Source organism: Fluviispira vulneris (genome assembly GCF_014281055.1).
In the GTDB taxonomy this organism is placed as follows: Bacteria; Bdellovibrionota_B; Oligoflexia; order Silvanigrellales; family Silvanigrellaceae; genus Silvanigrella; species Silvanigrella vulneris.
This window is the reverse complement of sequence record NZ_JACRSE010000009.1, coordinates 1-17288: the sequence shown is the minus strand read 5'-3', so window position 1 is coordinate 17288 and position 17288 is coordinate 1. Positions and strand designations below refer to the sequence as shown.

General features: G+C 31.6%; 13 protein-coding genes and 1 pseudogene. 8 read left to right on the top strand and 6 right to left on the bottom strand.

The window, feature by feature from the left end:
- The first annotated feature begins 27 nt into the window (after positions 1-27).
- Entirely contained in the window at positions 28-891 is an 864-nt protein-coding gene (locus H7355_RS15765) for a YfbU family protein (RefSeq protein ID WP_186650408.1), read from the top strand.
- Here the strand turns inward: H7355_RS15765 and H7355_RS15760 are convergent.
- From H7355_RS15760 to H7355_RS15750, 3 genes are all read right to left on the bottom strand, one after another.
- Positions 875-1729 carry a nucleotidyl transferase AbiEii/AbiGii toxin family protein gene (locus tag H7355_RS15760; protein WP_186650405.1) on the bottom strand — a complete coding sequence of 285 codons (855 nt, stop codon included), beginning with the start codon at positions 1727-1729 and terminating at the stop codon, positions 875-877. The two genes, H7355_RS15765 and H7355_RS15760, sit on opposite strands and share 17 nt — an antisense overlap.
- Entirely contained in the window at positions 1713-2579 is an 867-nt protein-coding gene (locus H7355_RS15755) for a type IV toxin-antitoxin system AbiEi family antitoxin domain-containing protein (protein WP_186650402.1), read from the bottom strand. Before H7355_RS15755 ends, H7355_RS15760 begins: the two co-directional genes overlap by 17 nt.
- Positions 2580-3481: 902 nt before the next feature.
- The gene (locus H7355_RS15750; RefSeq protein WP_186650400.1) at positions 3482-4090 is read right to left on the bottom strand and encodes a hypothetical protein; all 609 of its coding nucleotides are present in this window, start codon (positions 4088-4090) and stop codon (positions 3482-3484) included.
- A gap of 494 nt (positions 4091-4584) precedes the next feature.
- Between H7355_RS15750 and H7355_RS15745 the strand changes: the two genes are divergently transcribed.
- The 3 genes from H7355_RS15745 to H7355_RS15735 all read left to right on the top strand — a co-directional run bounded on the left by H7355_RS15745 (position 4585) and on the right by H7355_RS15735 (position 11739).
- On the top strand, positions 4585-5628 hold the full coding sequence (locus tag H7355_RS15745) for a hypothetical protein (RefSeq protein ID WP_186650397.1): 1044 nt from the start codon (positions 4585-4587) through the stop codon (positions 5626-5628).
- Between the two features lie 71 nt (positions 5629-5699).
- Positions 5700-10490 carry an RHS repeat domain-containing protein gene (locus tag H7355_RS15740; RefSeq protein ID WP_186650395.1) on the top strand — a complete coding sequence of 1597 codons (4791 nt, stop codon included), beginning with the start codon at positions 5700-5702 and terminating at the stop codon, positions 10488-10490.
- 292 nt (positions 10491-10782) lie between these two features.
- Complete coding sequence (locus H7355_RS15735) at positions 10783-11739, top strand: beta-propeller fold lactonase family protein (protein WP_186650392.1); 957 nt, start codon at positions 10783-10785, stop codon at positions 11737-11739.
- 105 nt (positions 11740-11844) lie between these two features.
- Here H7355_RS15735 and H7355_RS15730 read toward each other — a convergent pair whose 3' ends face one another.
- From H7355_RS15730 to H7355_RS15720, 3 genes are all read right to left on the bottom strand, one after another.
- Positions 11845-12150, bottom strand: a complete 306-nt coding sequence (locus H7355_RS15730; RefSeq protein ID WP_130613176.1) for a hypothetical protein — start codon at positions 12148-12150, stop codon at positions 11845-11847.
- Positions 12147-12359 (bottom strand): type II toxin-antitoxin system RelE/ParE family toxin, encoded by a 213-nt coding sequence (locus H7355_RS15725; RefSeq protein ID WP_186650375.1) that lies wholly within the window; start codon positions 12357-12359, stop codon positions 12147-12149. The genes H7355_RS15730 and H7355_RS15725 overlap by 4 nt, the downstream gene beginning before the upstream one ends.
- Positions 12360-12571: 212 nt before the next feature.
- Positions 12572-13468, bottom strand: a complete 897-nt coding sequence (locus H7355_RS15720) for a tyrosine-type recombinase/integrase (RefSeq protein ID WP_186650356.1) — start codon at positions 13466-13468, stop codon at positions 12572-12574.
- A 364-nt stretch (positions 13469-13832) separates the two neighbouring features.
- On the opposite strand from H7355_RS15720, the gene H7355_RS15715 reads away from it, so the two are divergent.
- From H7355_RS15715 to H7355_RS15700, 4 genes and pseudogenes are all read left to right on the top strand, one after another.
- Positions 13833-14708 (top strand): ParA family protein, encoded by an 876-nt coding sequence (locus H7355_RS15715; RefSeq protein ID WP_186650341.1) that lies wholly within the window; start codon positions 13833-13835, stop codon positions 14706-14708.
- A gap of 159 nt (positions 14709-14867) precedes the next feature.
- Positions 14868-15731, top strand: coding sequence for a ParB/RepB/Spo0J family partition protein (locus tag H7355_RS15710; RefSeq protein WP_186650338.1), 864 nt, complete (start codon positions 14868-14870; stop codon positions 15729-15731).
- Between the two features lie 24 nt (positions 15732-15755).
- Positions 15756-16502: a hypothetical protein gene (locus H7355_RS15705; RefSeq protein WP_186650318.1), complete on the top strand. Its 747-nt coding sequence runs from the start codon at positions 15756-15758 to the stop codon at positions 16500-16502.
- Between the two features lie 295 nt (positions 16503-16797).
- A pseudogene (locus H7355_RS15700) lies at positions 16798-17288 on the top strand (hypothetical protein); the annotation flags it as partial.

Genomic DNA, 17288 nt, shown 5'->3' with positions numbered 1-17288 from the left:
TTGACACTTTTCCAAAAAGAAATTTAAATGAATATGAAAGATGAAAATAGGTCATCTATTGGAGAAAAGATGAAGATCAGTGATGGTGAAAAGTTAATAATGTTAATGCTTTGTGAAATAAATGACAAGATTGAGCAAAATAGTATCAAAGATGATTTTATTGATTTTAAATTTATAAAAACTGCAATATTAAAGAATTCAGAATGGAGTTTATTTTATAAATTTAAGGGTTTAAACTTACAAGCTCCGACTGAAATTGAAGTAAAAGAGGTAATTGGAGTCTTAGAAATGTGGGATATGATTGAAATATCTTACTCAAAACTTTCATATTACGATAAGCTTATCGTTGATAAAGAAGCATGTTGTAAGCCTATATTTACTGGTTTTAGAGATATTAGAGAAGATAAATATTTAGATCAATATGAGGAATCAGCAGAGATAGAAATTTATGATAATATATTGAATTTTGAATTTGGGAAAATGTATCAGCTAAAGGAAATCGAAGAATTAATCCATACATCAAAAGCTAAGCTTAACCTTGAATTTTACCATCAGGGTAGTGTATACAAAGAAAAAATTAAATTTTTCCATATAAAATATGGTTGGGTCGTTAGCGGTTTTTTTCACTATAATTATGAGATATGTAATAAAAATGGTAATCCATTATTTAAAAAAATATTAAATCACAATTGTTATTTTATATATCCCTCGAAAGTTTTTGATTCAATAAATAACTTATGGAAACTGATTGACAATGATTCTATCAATGTTGAACAAGCGCAATTACTTATGAATGAAATAGGTATTTGGATTGACGATACCAATAAAGTAGCTTCAAAAAATATTGTGTCTTTAACCGATGGAAGTGATCCATTTAAAAGTTTTTATTAGAAAATTCAACAAAATTCTTAATTGATAACCAGGTTTTTTCTAATATAAAATTTTCATTTAATTTAAGAACTGGCTCAAGATCTGTTATAATTTGAGATTCAAGATTTTTTCTTTTTTCAAGAGCTAAGCTAATATTAACATGATTATCAAAAGATATTTTCTTTTTTACAAGAGCTATAAAAGATTCTTCAAATATATTAAATCCAGATTCAATAATTTTTTCGATATCAAAAAAATCTCTTATTGCTGAAGGTTCTCTAGTCAACGCGGCTCTAAATTTTTCAGCATAAACTTCTTCTTTAGTAAGTGTCAACGCAAATATGTTTGGGAAAAATGAAGTATTTGAGATTGGATTCATTAATAAGGTTTTAAGATTAGTTTCTATTGGTTCATAAACGAGATCGCCTTTTAATGCGACATCAAATTTAATTGTATCTGGAATCCCAATAACTGAATCGTATCCAAATATCCCGTTATAATGACTGGATTCATTGTAACCTCTAAATGGAGAAACCACTTTGAAATCGAGCTCTTTTAAAACTATAGGTATCATTGTTTTAAAAATATCAGCTATTTTTTTTCTTTCATTTCGATTTGCGCAGTAAGCGTTATTTATTGAAAAATCTAGATCTTCGCTCAATCTAAAGAAATTAAAAAAACCTTTTGATAGAAGAGTTCCTCCTTTAAATATTAATAAATTTTTTAATTGATCATGCTCATAAAGAATTTTTAAGACCAGCGAACAATAATAATCTTTCTCAATAAGCGCAGAGGAAAAACCAGTTCGTTGTGCTGTATAACTAATGGCATCTCTAAGATCATCAGATGTCATCTTCATCAGGGGTCTCCATTTCAGATAGAATTTTAGCTGTTGTTATATTTTCGATAACTCCCCAATGACTATTTATTGTCCCACTTCGTCTACCTGGGATTAATGGAAATAGTGTATTAGTTGTTTTTTGTTTTTCAATTTTTATTAGAGAAGTGTCTATATTCATTTTTTCTAGAAAAAAACCTATTCTGGCAGTTGTCTGCTTATTTCCATATAAATTACAACATTCGATGAGCTCGTTCATAACGTCTTTATTCTTTGCAGTTAATGCAATCCAAGTATAAGCAGAAGGGAGAGTTCCAAATATATTAGCAAAATAAACTGCATCAAAAATCGTTCTTGCTTTAGAAGAGAATGGAATATGAATATCACCTATCATTGGAAATAGGGTCATATTTCCAATCTTTTTTGATGGAAGTTTTATAAAAATAAATGCATTACCACCGATTTCCATTTTCCCAGATAATTTATCATTACATACAGTAATAATTTGTGGGACTTGAGTTGAAAATGAGTAGCGGGTAAATGCTGCTAGTCCTGTAATTTGCCATGAAGCTCCAAGCCAATTCATATAAGCCCATAGCACTTCATAAGGAGATGGTTTCCAAATTTTTCCAAGAGGAGGAAATCGGCCTGGTACGATATACAATCCTTTTTTAAGCTTCTGAATTCTATTTTGTGAGTGAAGTCTTGTAAAAAGTTTCGTGGTTTGTGTAAAACTAAGCCCCAAGGCTTGCATCACTTCATCTGATGATAGGATAGCCCATGGTTTTCCTTCTGATTTTTTAATTCCGTAGGCTATCAAACGGTAGTCTTGAACATTCCTATTTTTTTTTGAGACCTCTTGATATTTCATTATCGTTAAACCTCTATAAAAGGTTTAACTCAAATAAAATATCAATTCAAGTATAATTTTTGCTTAGTTGATATTTCATTATCGTTAAACCTCTATAAAGATTTTATCTCAAATAAAATATCAATAATAATATTAAATTGTTACATTAAAATTGATTTTCTTTATTAAAGTGCGTCTATGCTCAACGATAGGTGCTTCTATTTTGATCTTTCCACTTTTTTGTACAATAGTATAGATGAGTCCTTGGGCTATTCCTCTTCCGTGGGAAACTACGGTAATGAACCCAGGGTTTTTTTATTTCAAGGTTAGTTTTTATGCTAGCCTTGAAATTTTATTTTATCAGACTCGTCTGCTAAGATTCATTAGCAGACGAGTCTTTGGTTTTGTATGGGTGACGCGCTTTTTCTTAAGGTCACTTTGTCTTGTGTTTTCAAGGTGGCAAGATAAGACTCTCTTTGTAGGATCAAGACTAAAACTCGTCTGCTGATCAGAAAGGGCTCTTTATGGAAAAAGTTTGGGACGATTTTAATCACTGGACAGAGTTTCTTGAAGTAAAGGATTTTAGTGAGGCGATGTCAGTTCCCAAAGACAATCAGATTGATGCCTAAATAATAAGTAAAAATTATAAAATAGTTTCTAGTTTATTCATGATTGGAATGGTTTCTTGTACATCTTTGCCAGAAAAAAACAGCGATACAAATTAGCCTACTAAAGTAGTTCATAATGAAATTCAAAACAGATTTAGTAAAGAAGAAATTGCAAAAAGAGATGGTTTATTTACAAATAATACAGATTATTTAAATACAATAATGGGAATATTTTCTGGTAAATTAGAGGAAGGAATTGATCTAAAAAATTTAGTCAACGATTTTCGAATTGCAAATATATTGAAGAAAATAGAGTTAAATATCTAAATCAGCTTTTTCATAGGACTTGTGTTGGTATGGCATAATGTGAACATCGAGAGACTCATCGATGTCACTTGTTAATAAACACCAAGAATTATTTTCACATTTTAAATATGAATTCCAGCTTGTTAAAACATATGATTGATATGAGTTTTTCTTGGAAAAAGAAAATAAATACTTTCCATTCCCTGTTTCATATAAACCAATTTTATTGTCAAATAGAGGAAACTCATATGAGGTACTTGCTTTCATATAATTTTTAATATCATCTTTATAATAATAAAGTCGAAATGAGTCATTTAATTTAACAACCTTCCCACAATCTTCTGGTTTTCCAGAATCAAATTTGAAAGCACCTAATTGTGCTTCCTCTGCAGAGCCTGTTTTTACAAGCAGCTTATCATTCGTGAAAGTAGTGTGTTTTGGAATTAAATATCCTATACTTTCATTAGCACCATTAACATATACCATAATATATGGACTACAATATAATGCTTGATTTCCTGTGCGATCAATGATTTCCAAAAATTCCTGACTGGAAGAAGAAGCATTGAATGAAATAAAAACACTGCTAGAAATAAATATTTTTCTAAATAATTTCATATTATTTATACCTAAATTTCATAAAGTAAAACAGAATTGTTTAAAACATATTTATATAAATATTATATAATATATTTGTCAATATAATTTTCACAGAAATAAGTTATGGTATTTTATAAAAATATAAACAACTTGATAAAAAATTTTTATAAAAATTAAAATTAACTAAATTGAATAAACAGAATTTTCTTGATTACTTAATCTACTTATATTAATTTTAGATATTCAGAAATTAAATGTACATATTTAACGGTAATTAATTTTCAATTTAAAGCCGATAATCAATATAATATTTTTTTAACAGTTCATTATATTTCCTCCAATTTTACTCAAAAAAATATTGAGAGTAAATATATGTTTTAATAGATAAATTGTATAATATGCAACTAAGTAGATAGAAGAAACGCATCAATGCTTTACTCCTATCTACTCCATTCATAAATTCTTTGTTTTTTTCTGTTCCGTTAAACAACTTTGTGGATTCGGAGGCCAATATGACGAATGAAAATATATCTAGACAAAATACCACTGAGAAATTTCAAAATATTCAGAATTATAGTGTGCTAAATTTAGGTTGGTTTAAAATTACATCGATTGGTGAACCGAGAATGTACGCAAATGGGAATCAACAATGTAAAGTTGAAATACAAGTTGAAAAATTAGTTTATGATGAACAAAATAGCAGGTGGGTAAGGCAATCTTTATCAAATAATGAAATAAATAATATAAAAATTGCTGAGTATTCTGCAAATGTTTTTGCCTCTTTACCTAGTGGCTGGTTTAAGGACGATACAAAAAATAAATTTGATTTTGGCTTTATTCCTGGTTCATTTTCAGAATCGGACGAGAGCAGTCTTGATGTTAATAGTGATAAAAATTTTGAGACTAATTTAATTGAAGATGGGTTTTTAAGTGTGACTGAAAGAGCTTCTTATCAAGTTTTTACTCGTTATCTTCGCTGTAGTTCTTCCGTTCCAATTCAGCCACAGAAACTTATGGCGACTATTAAACTAGACAATGGCCAAACTTATTCTACTCATACAGTGAATGATGAAAGTTACGTTACGATCACCCCCATTGCACCTTATAGAATAAATGTAGGCAATCTTCTTAATCATCGTAGGGATGATGCCTATACAGCCAATGGATATGATGTTGATATCTATTACTGGCAATTACCTTATAGTTTAAGGATTTTAGAAGAGGCCTTTTCTGGGCAAGGGTATACTTCTTCGAAACTTTTGTATTTCACCGATAAAAAGCCAAAATCAAAAAGATTTATATGTGCAACTATTAAGTCAAATGTAACTTATCTAACAATAAAAGACATTGTTGATTATGTAAATGATACAAGTAGTGTTAATTTGAAAGAAAATAATCAATTTATTCGCGCTTTGCGCTTCGCGTTTAACAGTCACGTGAGCACTAACTACGACAATAGAATGAGCTATAATATAACAGATAATTTTGGTTGCGTGCATAAATATATTTTTAACAGCATTGAAAATTTTAATATGTTAACAATTTCAAATGGCTAAATCTAATTTTATATTAAATATTTTAGATGAAATAAACATTTTTATTTCATCTAAAAAAATATGGAGAAATTATGACAACGAATATTTATTCCAATGCGTTTAATTTTAGTTCCTATTTAAATGGTTCAGTTGATTTACGCACTGGTCAATACAGTGCTGTTATTAAATTAGCAACGATTCGATCTTCAAGTTCTATAGAATCGACAAGAGATATTTCTCTTATATTTAATATGATGAATACAAACAATGAAGGATTTGGTAAGGGCTGGAGCTTAGGTAAAAGTGAATATAATACAGCAAATTCAACTCTTCAGCTGTTAAGTGGTGGTACATTTCGTTCTGAATCCATGCCACCTGAAGGATATTCTTTTCGTTTTAAAGATAAAAAAATAAAGGATATCTTAGTTAAAAAAATTGCAAATGATAGGATTGAAATAATTTATAAAGATGGAATTATAGAAATATTGCAAAGGATAAATCCTTCATCAAATTATAAGACCTATGAAATTATTTTTGAAAATGGTGAAATATATAGGTTTTATTATACTCCAAATGAGCAATTACAAAGAATTGCAAATGTACAAGCAAATAAAGATATGCTTAATTTCGAGTATTCTAATAATTTATTACAAAAATCGCATACACTGATTGAAAATAATAAAAAATCAACTATTGCTTATAGTTATCAAAATAATTTACTGATATCAGTGACTGTGCCTTATGATGCGAATATAAATCAACCTAATCCAAGTGCTTTCTATAAATACGAATACCAAACATTTTCTACGAGTGGTTTTACTGCAATAAGAAGAATAACAAACCCTCTCGGAGGGCAAGAATTTATTACTTATCGAGAAAATGGGCATAATTTTGATAATAATACATATATTCCATTTGTTAGTCAATGGGAAAATAATCCAGCAGCTGGGCAACCTAGTACAGTAAAAATATATAGCTATAGTCAAGGACAAAACTTTTTAGGCTATCCGTTTTCAGGAGGGGGATTTCTTCCGTATGAAGATAATCTTTACTTAAAAGTAGGAGATTATGAATATTGGACAGAAGAAAAAACAATAGAGCCAAATAATGAAACAATTGTTTATGAATCAATTAAGACAATTTATAATAAATTTCACTTATTAAAAGAAGAAATATTACAACGAGGGCATGCCCAAACGATAAAGGAAATAACTTACAATGAAATTGCAGGTCGTCTTTTTCCAGAGCAACCAGCCAATTTACAAAATCCTAAAAAAATTGTTACACGTTATAAACTCCTTAGCACAGGAGTTTCGAGAGAAGAAGTAACACACATTGAAACAGATGATTACGGAAATACTTTATCACAAATTGAAAAATCAGGTATTAAATATCAATATAGTTTTTATCCTCAAACAGGAGAAGGAAGCAATTGTCCACCTGATCCTTTTAATGCTTTTAGCCGTTTTTTAAAACAAGAAATGATAATTCCGGTAAATAATGATGGACCGACAAAAACAACTAATCATACATATGCGAAGCTGGCAATTAATGGATCAAAAGAATATTTTGTGATACGCAATAAAGAAATTGTTAATAATATAGTGACAACAGAATTTATTTATAATGATATGAAAAGCAATTTATCTTTACATGGAAGATTGAAAACCTCTATTCTGCGCATGAATAATCAAATTTCTACAACTCAGTTTTCTTATAGTTTTAATGGGGATAACTTAACGGAAACAAGAAGAGTATCAGTGAGTGATGGTACTTGGTCTGAATCCACTCGCCATTTATCTCTAATGACAAATCGTTTGAAATCTATACAAAAAGCAGATAAAACATCTACTATTGTTATGGAGTATGATATACACGGTCGTATAATATCTGAAGTAGTTTCGCCTGGAACAGCATATGAAGCCAAACGTTTTTATTCCTATCAATTTGCCTCTGCAAATGAACCTGCAAAACTTATTTCTACTGATGCTTTGGGTAAAAGAACTGTAACTCGTTATGATGGTCTGGGGCGTCCTATTTCTTTGGCTGAGTTGCAAAATAATAATTCAGATAAAATTGTTAAAACTTTGCATTATAATCGACTGGATCAATTGATTGAAGAAGTTATTATAGATAATTTCAATGTGCGAGATGTGAAATTATCAACACAATATACATATAACTCATGGGGTAAACTCAGTCATATAAGAAATCCTGACGGATCTGCTTACATTTCGGAAGAAAATCCTCTTGAGAATACAAAAACAGAAGGAGTTCTTGGAGGAAATAGAACAGAAACACATTTTAATAAATTTGGACAAATCGAAAAAGTAACAGAAATTGGTACAAATAATGAAAGAATACAAACCCAAGTTCGAACATATGATGGTTTAGGAAGATGCAAATCAGATAAAGATATAAATGGTCACACAGTTTATTATACATATGATATATTTGATCGACTTATTCAAGCTCAAACAATTCCAGCAAATAACAGCGCACCAGCACGAACGATTAAATCTGAATTTGTCGAATATACCACTTCCTCACTTGCAAAAAGGGTTAGTGTAGATAATAAAGTCGTTGGCACACGCACATACGATGGAATTGGAAGATTGATCACTGAAAATAAAGGAGGCGGGCAAACATCACGCTTTGAATATTCTGCAGATTCTTTTCTTCCTACTGCTTCACTTTCACCACGTGGTTATTGGAAAAATTTAAATTATAATCTTGAGCTTTCTGCGTTGAGTCGTTTTGAAATCGAAAACCAATCTACCAACTTTGAGTATCATACTATTTCTGGAAATATGACAAAGGCACAAAATATAAATTCTACTCGTCATATTGAATACGATGATTGGCAACGCCCAAGTAAGGAAATTATTAGTTTAAATGGGCGTAATTATGAATCTGGATATGTTTATTCACCTGCAGGTAGATTGTTACGTTTTGAATCGTCTTTGGGTGATACAGAAAATCGAGTCTACGATAATTATGGTCGATTGGAAAAAATAAGCGCAAATAATTTTAATGTGTTTTGTTATTATGACAATTTAGGACGTATGAATAGAGTGACAGTCCATGAAGGTCATTTCCAAGTTGAAACGACACTTTCATTCGATAATTTTGGCCGAGAATCCATCCGAAGTTTGCGACGCGATGGAGCTTTATTACAAACAATTTCTCTTTCTTACTATCCGAATGGACAAATTTCTCAGAGAAAAATTGGGGATGCTCGGGGGAATACATTATGTGATGAGATTTTTTATTACGATGCTTATAGACGATTGATTTCTTATCAATGTAATGGAGCAGAATTTCCTCTTGATTCACATGGGCGCAAAATAAAGAAACAAGATTTCACTTTTGATTCTTTAGATAATATAACAAGTGTTAAAACTCAATTTATGGATAATAGCGAAAATATATGCACACGGACTTTTAGCCAGGAAAACCCAACTCAGCTTGTCCAAGTATCTTATTCCAATCCTTTCAGTCAGCATGTTTTGCAATATGATGCTTCTGGTAATCTTTTATCAGATCATAAGGGGCATGAGTTTCAGTATGATGGTCTTGAGAGGATGATTTCCACGTCACTCGCAGGAAATAGACTTTGTGAATACCGATATGATGCTCAAGGACGGCAAATAAGTCAAATTGTAGTAAACCAAGATCCTTTACATTTGCATTATTTCAATAATCAGCTCATAGGTGAGACCCAAGGAAGCAGTAAATTAAGGTACCTAATTGATAATAATAAAATATTGGGAAGAAAAATTGAACAATCTGGAGAATCATCATCTGAAATAAATATTTTAGATGATGCGGGGAGTGTTAAGAAAGTAATATCGACAAATACAGTGGATAATTCTTTAAGACTTTATACACCCTATGGTGAATGCAATAATAACAAAGCAGATTCTACTGAACCTCTTATCAAACGCCATAACATTGGGTTTAATGGTTCAAGACTCGATCCGATCACGAATTTATATCATCTAGGGAACGGTCAGCGAGCCTATAGTCCAGAATTAATGGTTTTTCTTTCTCCCGATCCATTAAGCCCCTTTGGCAAAGGGGGATTGAATTCGTATTCATATTGCAATGGAGATCCAATTAATAATCAAGATCCAAGCGGATTGTTTTGGAGTATGTTTAAAAAAGTACTGGGTCTTGCTGTGAGTTTAGTGATTTTAGGTATAGCTATTGCTGCAGCAGTGCCAACAGGTGGGGCTTCACTTTCTATTCTTGCTGTGGTGGGAGCGATTGGTGCAGGACTTGGGGTTGTCGCTTCGACATTAGATGTGGCAGCTGAAGGTATTTCGATGGTTGATAAAAAATATGGTTCAGACAATTCGAATCATATTCGCAACCTCAATATTGCTGCATTTTCGTTTGGGGTGGCTTCGGCAGTCTTGTCAGTGGGAAGCAGTGCGAGAGGAGTTGCAAAAACAGCTCTTGGACGGACAAAAGTATACGATTTAAATAGAATGGCGAAAGTTGATTTATATCGTTCTGGGAATTTACCAGTTTCTTTTTCAATGTCATATGCAAAAACTGTTTATACTTCTGTGAAATTAGGTATTCCTCATATTGGTACAATTATGCGCTATGGACCTTTAGTGAATCAGATTGCTTCAACAGCATATAAAATACAAAGTCTTACAAACCGTGGATTAGATTTATTTGCAGACACTTCAGCAAATACTCAACATGATTCAAACTCATATGCAAGTGGTTCAGGAGAAGGGTATATGAGCCCGACAAATGGATTTTCAGATATTATCGAGCGCAATTTGAATTTTTCAGATGAACTTGAACAACAGGCTTCTAACATTCGTTCATCAGCAGCAAATGATTTATATGCCACTTCAATATAGATTTTTATGCATTTTATAAAGCTTCATCCCACATAAGGTAGCTCCCTTTAGGGGTGAGTGATTCACTATCGAAAGATATTTTACAATAATGCTGAGTAAACGTTGGGAATCATCCTTTCTTTTACGAGTGCGTACGTTTCTTTAAAAAAGGCCAGTAAATAACTGAAATTAAAGAGTTAATGTTACTAACAAAATAATGCTTGATATTTGTGCTATTAATAGTTATTAAGAGTTTTAATTGTTTTATTGATTTTTTAGTTATTATTAAAAAATATAAAAATTGAGGTTTTTAATGATATATAAAAATTTATTATATATAGGATTTTTAGCAGTAGCACTTCACAGCTGCAAAGAAGATTATAAAGGCATCAAAACCCAAACTCCTTCAAATTCAAATAACAGCGACCCTGTAAAGCTAGAGCTGGGACTTGTAGAAACAGTGCAAAAACAAACTTATGCTTATGTGACAAACGCTAAAAACAGTAAAGTAACTCTTTGTAGTATAAACGAAGCTGGAAATTTAGAAAACTGTTCTGACGATAATCATACATTTAGTAGACCTGGTGGTATTGCTATTAAAAATAGAAAGATTTATGTTTCAAATTATGGAAGTAAAAAAGTAACTATTTGTAGTATAAGCGAAGCTGGAAATTTAGAAAACTGTTCTGACAATAATCATGTATTTAGTAGCCCTGTTGATCTTGCTATTCACAAAGGAAAAATTTATGTTTCAAATTATGAAAGTAATAAAGTAACTATTTGTAGTATAAACGAAGCTGGAAATTTAGAAAACTGTACTGACGATAATCATACATTTAGCAGACCTTATGGTATTGCTATTAAAAATAGAAAGATTTATGTTTCAAATTATGGAAGTAAAAAAGTAACTATTTGTAGTATAAATGAAGCTGGAAATTTAGAAAACTGTACTGACGATAATCATACATTTAGTAGCCCTAATGGTATTGCAATTAAAAATAGAAAGGCTTATGTATCAAATTATGAAGGTAAAATAAGTATCTGTAGCATAAATAAATCTGGTAAATTAACAAAATGTACTGACACTTCACATAATTTTAGTTACCCAGAAGGTATCATTATCAACAATGGAAAGGCTTATGTTATGAATTTTGGAAGTGAAAAAGTAAGTATCTGTAGCATAAATAAATCTGGTGAATTAACAGAATGTGCTGATGCTTCTTATGAATTTGGCCAACCTATAGATATCGCTATAGCTAAAGCACCTTAGAATGAATACAGTGATGCCTTCCTCACTGAAAAAGTGAGCAGCTTCCTCTGTTTAGGAGCGCAGTGCCCCTCTAATAGGTAAGCAGCCATATATTTTTTCTTTAATTTATTCAAACACGATTTTAACATTTTTGCCCATGACTGTGGCTAATTCAGCAATGGAAAGCATGGTTAAATTGCAATCGCCTTTTACAATTTTAGACATTTGTCTTGGGTTTGAGTGCATTAAAAGCATGAATTCATTAAAGCCGATATTTTTTTTAGCCATAAATGCAGCGACTTCTTTTGAGATTGAATCTTGAAGTTTTTTAAGAATAGCAGCTTCTTTCGCGACTTCATGATCAATTTCATGCAGTTCTTTTTGAGTGAAATAATTTTTTCTGATTTCTCTCCAGTTGTTGCTATTTTTCATAAACTCTCCTTTAAATTTCTTGCCTTTTCTATATCCCTTTGTTGGGTAGACTTATCTCCTGCGACTAATAAAATAATGATTTTGTCATTTTTAAAGGTGTAATAGATACGGTAGCCAGCTCCTTTTGATTTAGCGCGTAACTCATAAATTCCCCCTCCTAAGTTTTTAGCGTGTGGCAATGCCAATTCGTACCCAAAAATCTCAAGCAAACCGAGTCATTTAGCAATTTCTTTTTGGTCAGGTTTTGCAAGTTTTGCGAACCAATCCTGTACGGGCTTTTTGCCTCTTTTATCCTCAAAAAACTCAATTTCCCACATCACAAGATCCTTTCGGCATAAATCTACTATACTTTAGTATAGTAAACTGCCCATACTGAGTCAATGGGAAATCAAATTGTCCATAACAAAAATATAAGCGGCTTTTAATCCATGAGGCTATCGACTGAAAGTTTGAGGTCTTCAATCGAAGGGGTGATGTATTTTTGTGTAGTGGAAAGCGAAGAGTGACCGGCAAGGGTCGAGACTTTTTCAATGGATTCTTTTTTATCGAGAAGCGTTTTGCAGAATGTATGTCTTAAGCGGTGGGGGGTGATTTTGTTTTTTGTATCCATACTTAATGAACTGCTTAAGGTGTAAAAAAGTTTCAAGACCCCATTTTCATTAAGAGGTCCTCTTTTTCCGTGAAAGAGAAAATCCTTTGCTTCTTTTTGACTTGAAACGTCTTTGAGTTCAAGAAGAACTTTACGCGCCGTTGCATTTAAAGGAACAAACCTCTTTTTCTGACCTTTCCCGCATTTAACCGTGAGCAGTCCTTCATAGCGACCTATGTGAATATCTTCCCAAGTTAAGGAAACAAGCTCTGAAACTCTGAGTCCCGTATGAAAAAGCAATTGGACAATGGCTTCATTTCTTTTGTTGCCTTGTTTTTCCACAAGCCGAAATAAGGAATTGAGCTCATTTCGCTTGAGCCAGCGTGGGGCAAGGGGTTGGGAGCTGGGAAGTTTCGGAGGCTCAGGCACAGGATTTTTTCTAAAACCCTCTTTTAGGCACCAACTCAGAAAACGCCTTAATGTAATAAACTTTCTTTGAATGGTGGCAGGAGAAGATTGACCCAAGTATTCCTTATAACTTTTAAACTCAATACTTGTGGCATCGACAACTAAACTATAGAGAGAAGCTGCTTCCTCGGAGCACTCGTTTTCTTTTAAATGTTTTAAGTAATCTAATAGATCGAGTTTATACGCTTTTATAGTATGGGGAGATGCACCTTTTGTATGCAAGTTCTTTAGAAAGAGCTCTAAAATATTTTCTAACTTCATAGGTGAATGTCCTTCTAAAAATTATCCTGCCAATTTTCCCTGTGCTCGCGCATGAGCTTAAATATCATGCAGAATAAAATTGTGCCTTTGATTTCAAGCCTCAAGGAAACATCTCTGTTTCTTTATGCGTTGCTAAAGGTAACAGAAATTCAATCGATTGGCAGGATAATTGTACTTATCCGGAGTATCTTTTAAATCTAGAGGAGTATGCTAAAAATTTAATCAAATTTTATTATGTCAAAAAAAATTGCAGGATCTTCTGAAAAAATATCTGAAAATCTGTATTTATTTTTTGACACCTTGACTCAGGTCTGAGCTAGACGTAGAGTCAATTTAGTCTCTGTTTCTTTTTAGGAGATAAGAAATGTCAAAAAAAACAAATATCATTTGTATAGCAAATCAAAAAGGTGGAGTTGCTAAAACAACTACTGTTGTAAATTTAGCTGCTGCTTTTTCTAGCTTAGGTAAAAGTGTATTAGTAATTGATTCCGATTACCAAGGCAATGCTACAGATATATTAGGAATTAATCCGTCTGATGCTGAAAAAAAGAATTTAGCAAAAGCAATTTTAAAAGAAATCCCATGTGAAGATGTTTTTTTAAAATCTCCAGTATCAGCAAATATAGATGTTTTAGCTGGTACACGTGAATTGACAGATGCAGTTGTTCAAATGACTGGTCAGGTTCATCAACATTTACTATTAAAGCCAATACTGTCAGATTTTGTTTTTGAAAAATACGATATCGTAATTATAGATACTCATCCAACTTTAGACTGCTTGTACATGTCTGCAATGACTTCCGCACATTATTACTTAATGCCAGTTTTTCCTGATCCTGAAAGTGCTAAAGGCTTAGTAGATATGGTTCATTCTGCTGAAAAAATAAGAAAATATTTAAATCCATTATTATTTAATTTAGGTGCAATCATATGTAGATATGATAAATCTTTTGCAACACATCCAAAATTTGTTGAAAAAATTAGAGAATTAGCAAAAGCTGCTAATTTTCCTGTCTGTGAAACTTTAATTCCTAATTCAGCTTCGATCCCTGCAGCGAGCGTTGCAAGTCAACCTGTCGTCACATGGAAACCAAATTCCATTATTTCAAATGCATATTGTGCTCTTGCTGGTGAATTATTGCCAAGTTTAAAAGGGAAAAGAATGGGAAGAGTACCACTCCCCAATATGGAATTAGTAAATAAAATTTCTGATGAAGTTGAAGCAAGTATTGAATTTTAATCGATAGAATTGCGAACGCGTTCGCAAAAAGTAAGGGATCGATAGAATTGCGAACGCGTTCGCAAAAAGTAAGGGATCGATAGAATTGCGAACGCGTTCGCAAAAAGTAAGGGATCGATAGAATTGCGAACGCGTTCGCAAAAAGTAAGGGATTAGCCTATGAGTAATATTCAATCTGCGATTAATTCTAAGCATGAACAAATAATTCAACGTCTTGAAAAAGATAAAACTTCCCGTGAGCAAGAAAAATACCAAAATATAGAGCAATATTTTGGAAAAACAGCCCTTATTCCAACTGAAGATATAGTCATAGAAGAAAACTGTAGAAAAACATTGGATAATAATAGCCATGAGTTTTTACAATTAGCTGAAAGTATCAAAAGTGAGGGTATTCTTCAAAATTTGGTAGTTGAAGTTAAAAGAGATCCTGATTTGAGGCTTATATGTGTTTCAGGACAACGTCGATTAACAATTGCAAAGCAAATTGGTTTGGAAAAAGTTCCATGCCTACTTAAATCTCATACAAATTCTAGTGATTCTTTAATAAGAAGTTTAGACGAGAATATATTAAGGAAGAATTTGAGTCCTGTAGATTTGGCGGAATCATATTTAAATTTACTGTGTTTTGATTATTCAGTAGAACAAATTGCAAAAAAATATGAAAAAGATAGTAGAACTGTTCAGTATTATATAAATATTGCTCGCTTTCCTGAAGAAGTTAAATCAATTATTAGAGAAAACCCCTCATTTTTTTCAGTACGCGTGTTACTTAATGAGTTTGCTAAGAAAAAATGGGAAAACAAATCAGCATTATTAAACGCTATCAGAAAAAAACTCGAACCTCAGTGCGTTAATGAAGTAAGAAAAAATGATTATTCTGTTATTGAGGAAAGAGTTTTAAAAAAGATGGGAATCCAAGTAAAATTTCAAAAAGGTAAGAATGAGAATAGTGGAAAATTTTATTTATCATTTAAAGATCAGAAAGAATTAGAAAAAATTCTCGAGATTTTAGGAATAAATTAATAATAAATAGTTAGATGGTTAAAAATGGATACACTGGAATTAAAACAAAAAATACTTGTAATAGATGGGGCAATTGAATTACCTGAATCATTTATAGAAAATATTTGCAAACTAGCAATTCAACAAAACAAAGTAAATGATGCAAAATGGATGAAAAACTCTATTTCAAATGCATTAAAGAGATTTAAGCAGCAGTTGTTGCAGAAAAAAGAGAAAGAATTAAGATTACAAAATCAAAAATCAATTAAAGTAACTCAAGAGGAAGATAAACAAATTAATTTAAAAAAAGAGAGTAGAAAGTTAAATAATTGTAAAACTCAAAAAATTTTAAGTAATCAAGAATTCAATGAATCATATGAAATTATTCAGCAATTACCACGTATCGAAAATCTCAGACTTGTATTTCCTAATATTGATGGATTAGCAATTAGATACATAATTAATAATCACGGATTTTGGACATTAAAACTAATGTCTTTATTTAAAGATACAAGCAAAATATTTACAGATTGGGCAATTCATTTTACTTATACATTAAGGTATGGCTTTAATATTAAAAAATGTATTGAATTAAATTTCCATAAGGACCCAAATTTCATGTATGAAACTATAATTAATAGTAAAGAATACTTAGAGAACTCTCATGTTAGAAAAGAATATTGGAAGTGGAAACGAAAAGAAAATAGAGAAAACTATAGGCGTAAAAAAAACAAAATTCAAAATGATACAAAAATAAATAGTGACGATATTTGTAAAGATAAAGGTGTTTAGTTAATATTTGAAATAATAAAGGGTCTTCTGAGAAGACCCAGCTAAAACTAGCGTAAGGCTCAACTCAAAAAACCCACCATCGAAAAGAAAAATCGATATTTTCATGGTAGCCGATTGAGAGCTTCTGCGCAATAGCTAAGAAAGGCTCTCATGAGGTTTTTTCGTGGAAACCCCTACTACAATGATGTCATTCTAATAATTTTTATTTTAAATAAATATAAAAAATTAGTAACTTACCTAATAGATAACCATAACCGAAAAAATAATATATTAGCAGCATTGACGAGGTGGAAAAATGTCCATCTCTAAAACCAGCGCTAAAAGAAAGCCCTCAAGAACAGGAAAGCACGATTACAAGCAGTATATCGAATCAGATGGTCAAAAACTTATTGTATCCTGCGCAAGAATTTATGCTCATTTACAAAGTTGTGGAATTTTAAACCCAACAGGATCGGTAGTTCTTCGCTATCTAATGATTGATATCGATGCACATAGAACCCCTCAGAAGTGGAAAGATCAAGAAGGCAAGATTGACTATTACAAAGTACATAACTTTTTATCAACGAAATTACCTAAAATTTGTGCGTCAATTGAGTACATAACACGATCTCACGGAGGTAAAGGAATTCATTTAATAATTGGATTTTCTGCACTTCCCTTGGAAGATTCAACAGTTAAAATGCAGTCAGTTTGTTCTCAAATTCAGAATTTAATCATTATGATACTCAACGAATATGGACTAGGTGCAGATGAAGGAGCAAGGGGTTTAAATCGTTTGTTTTCAAC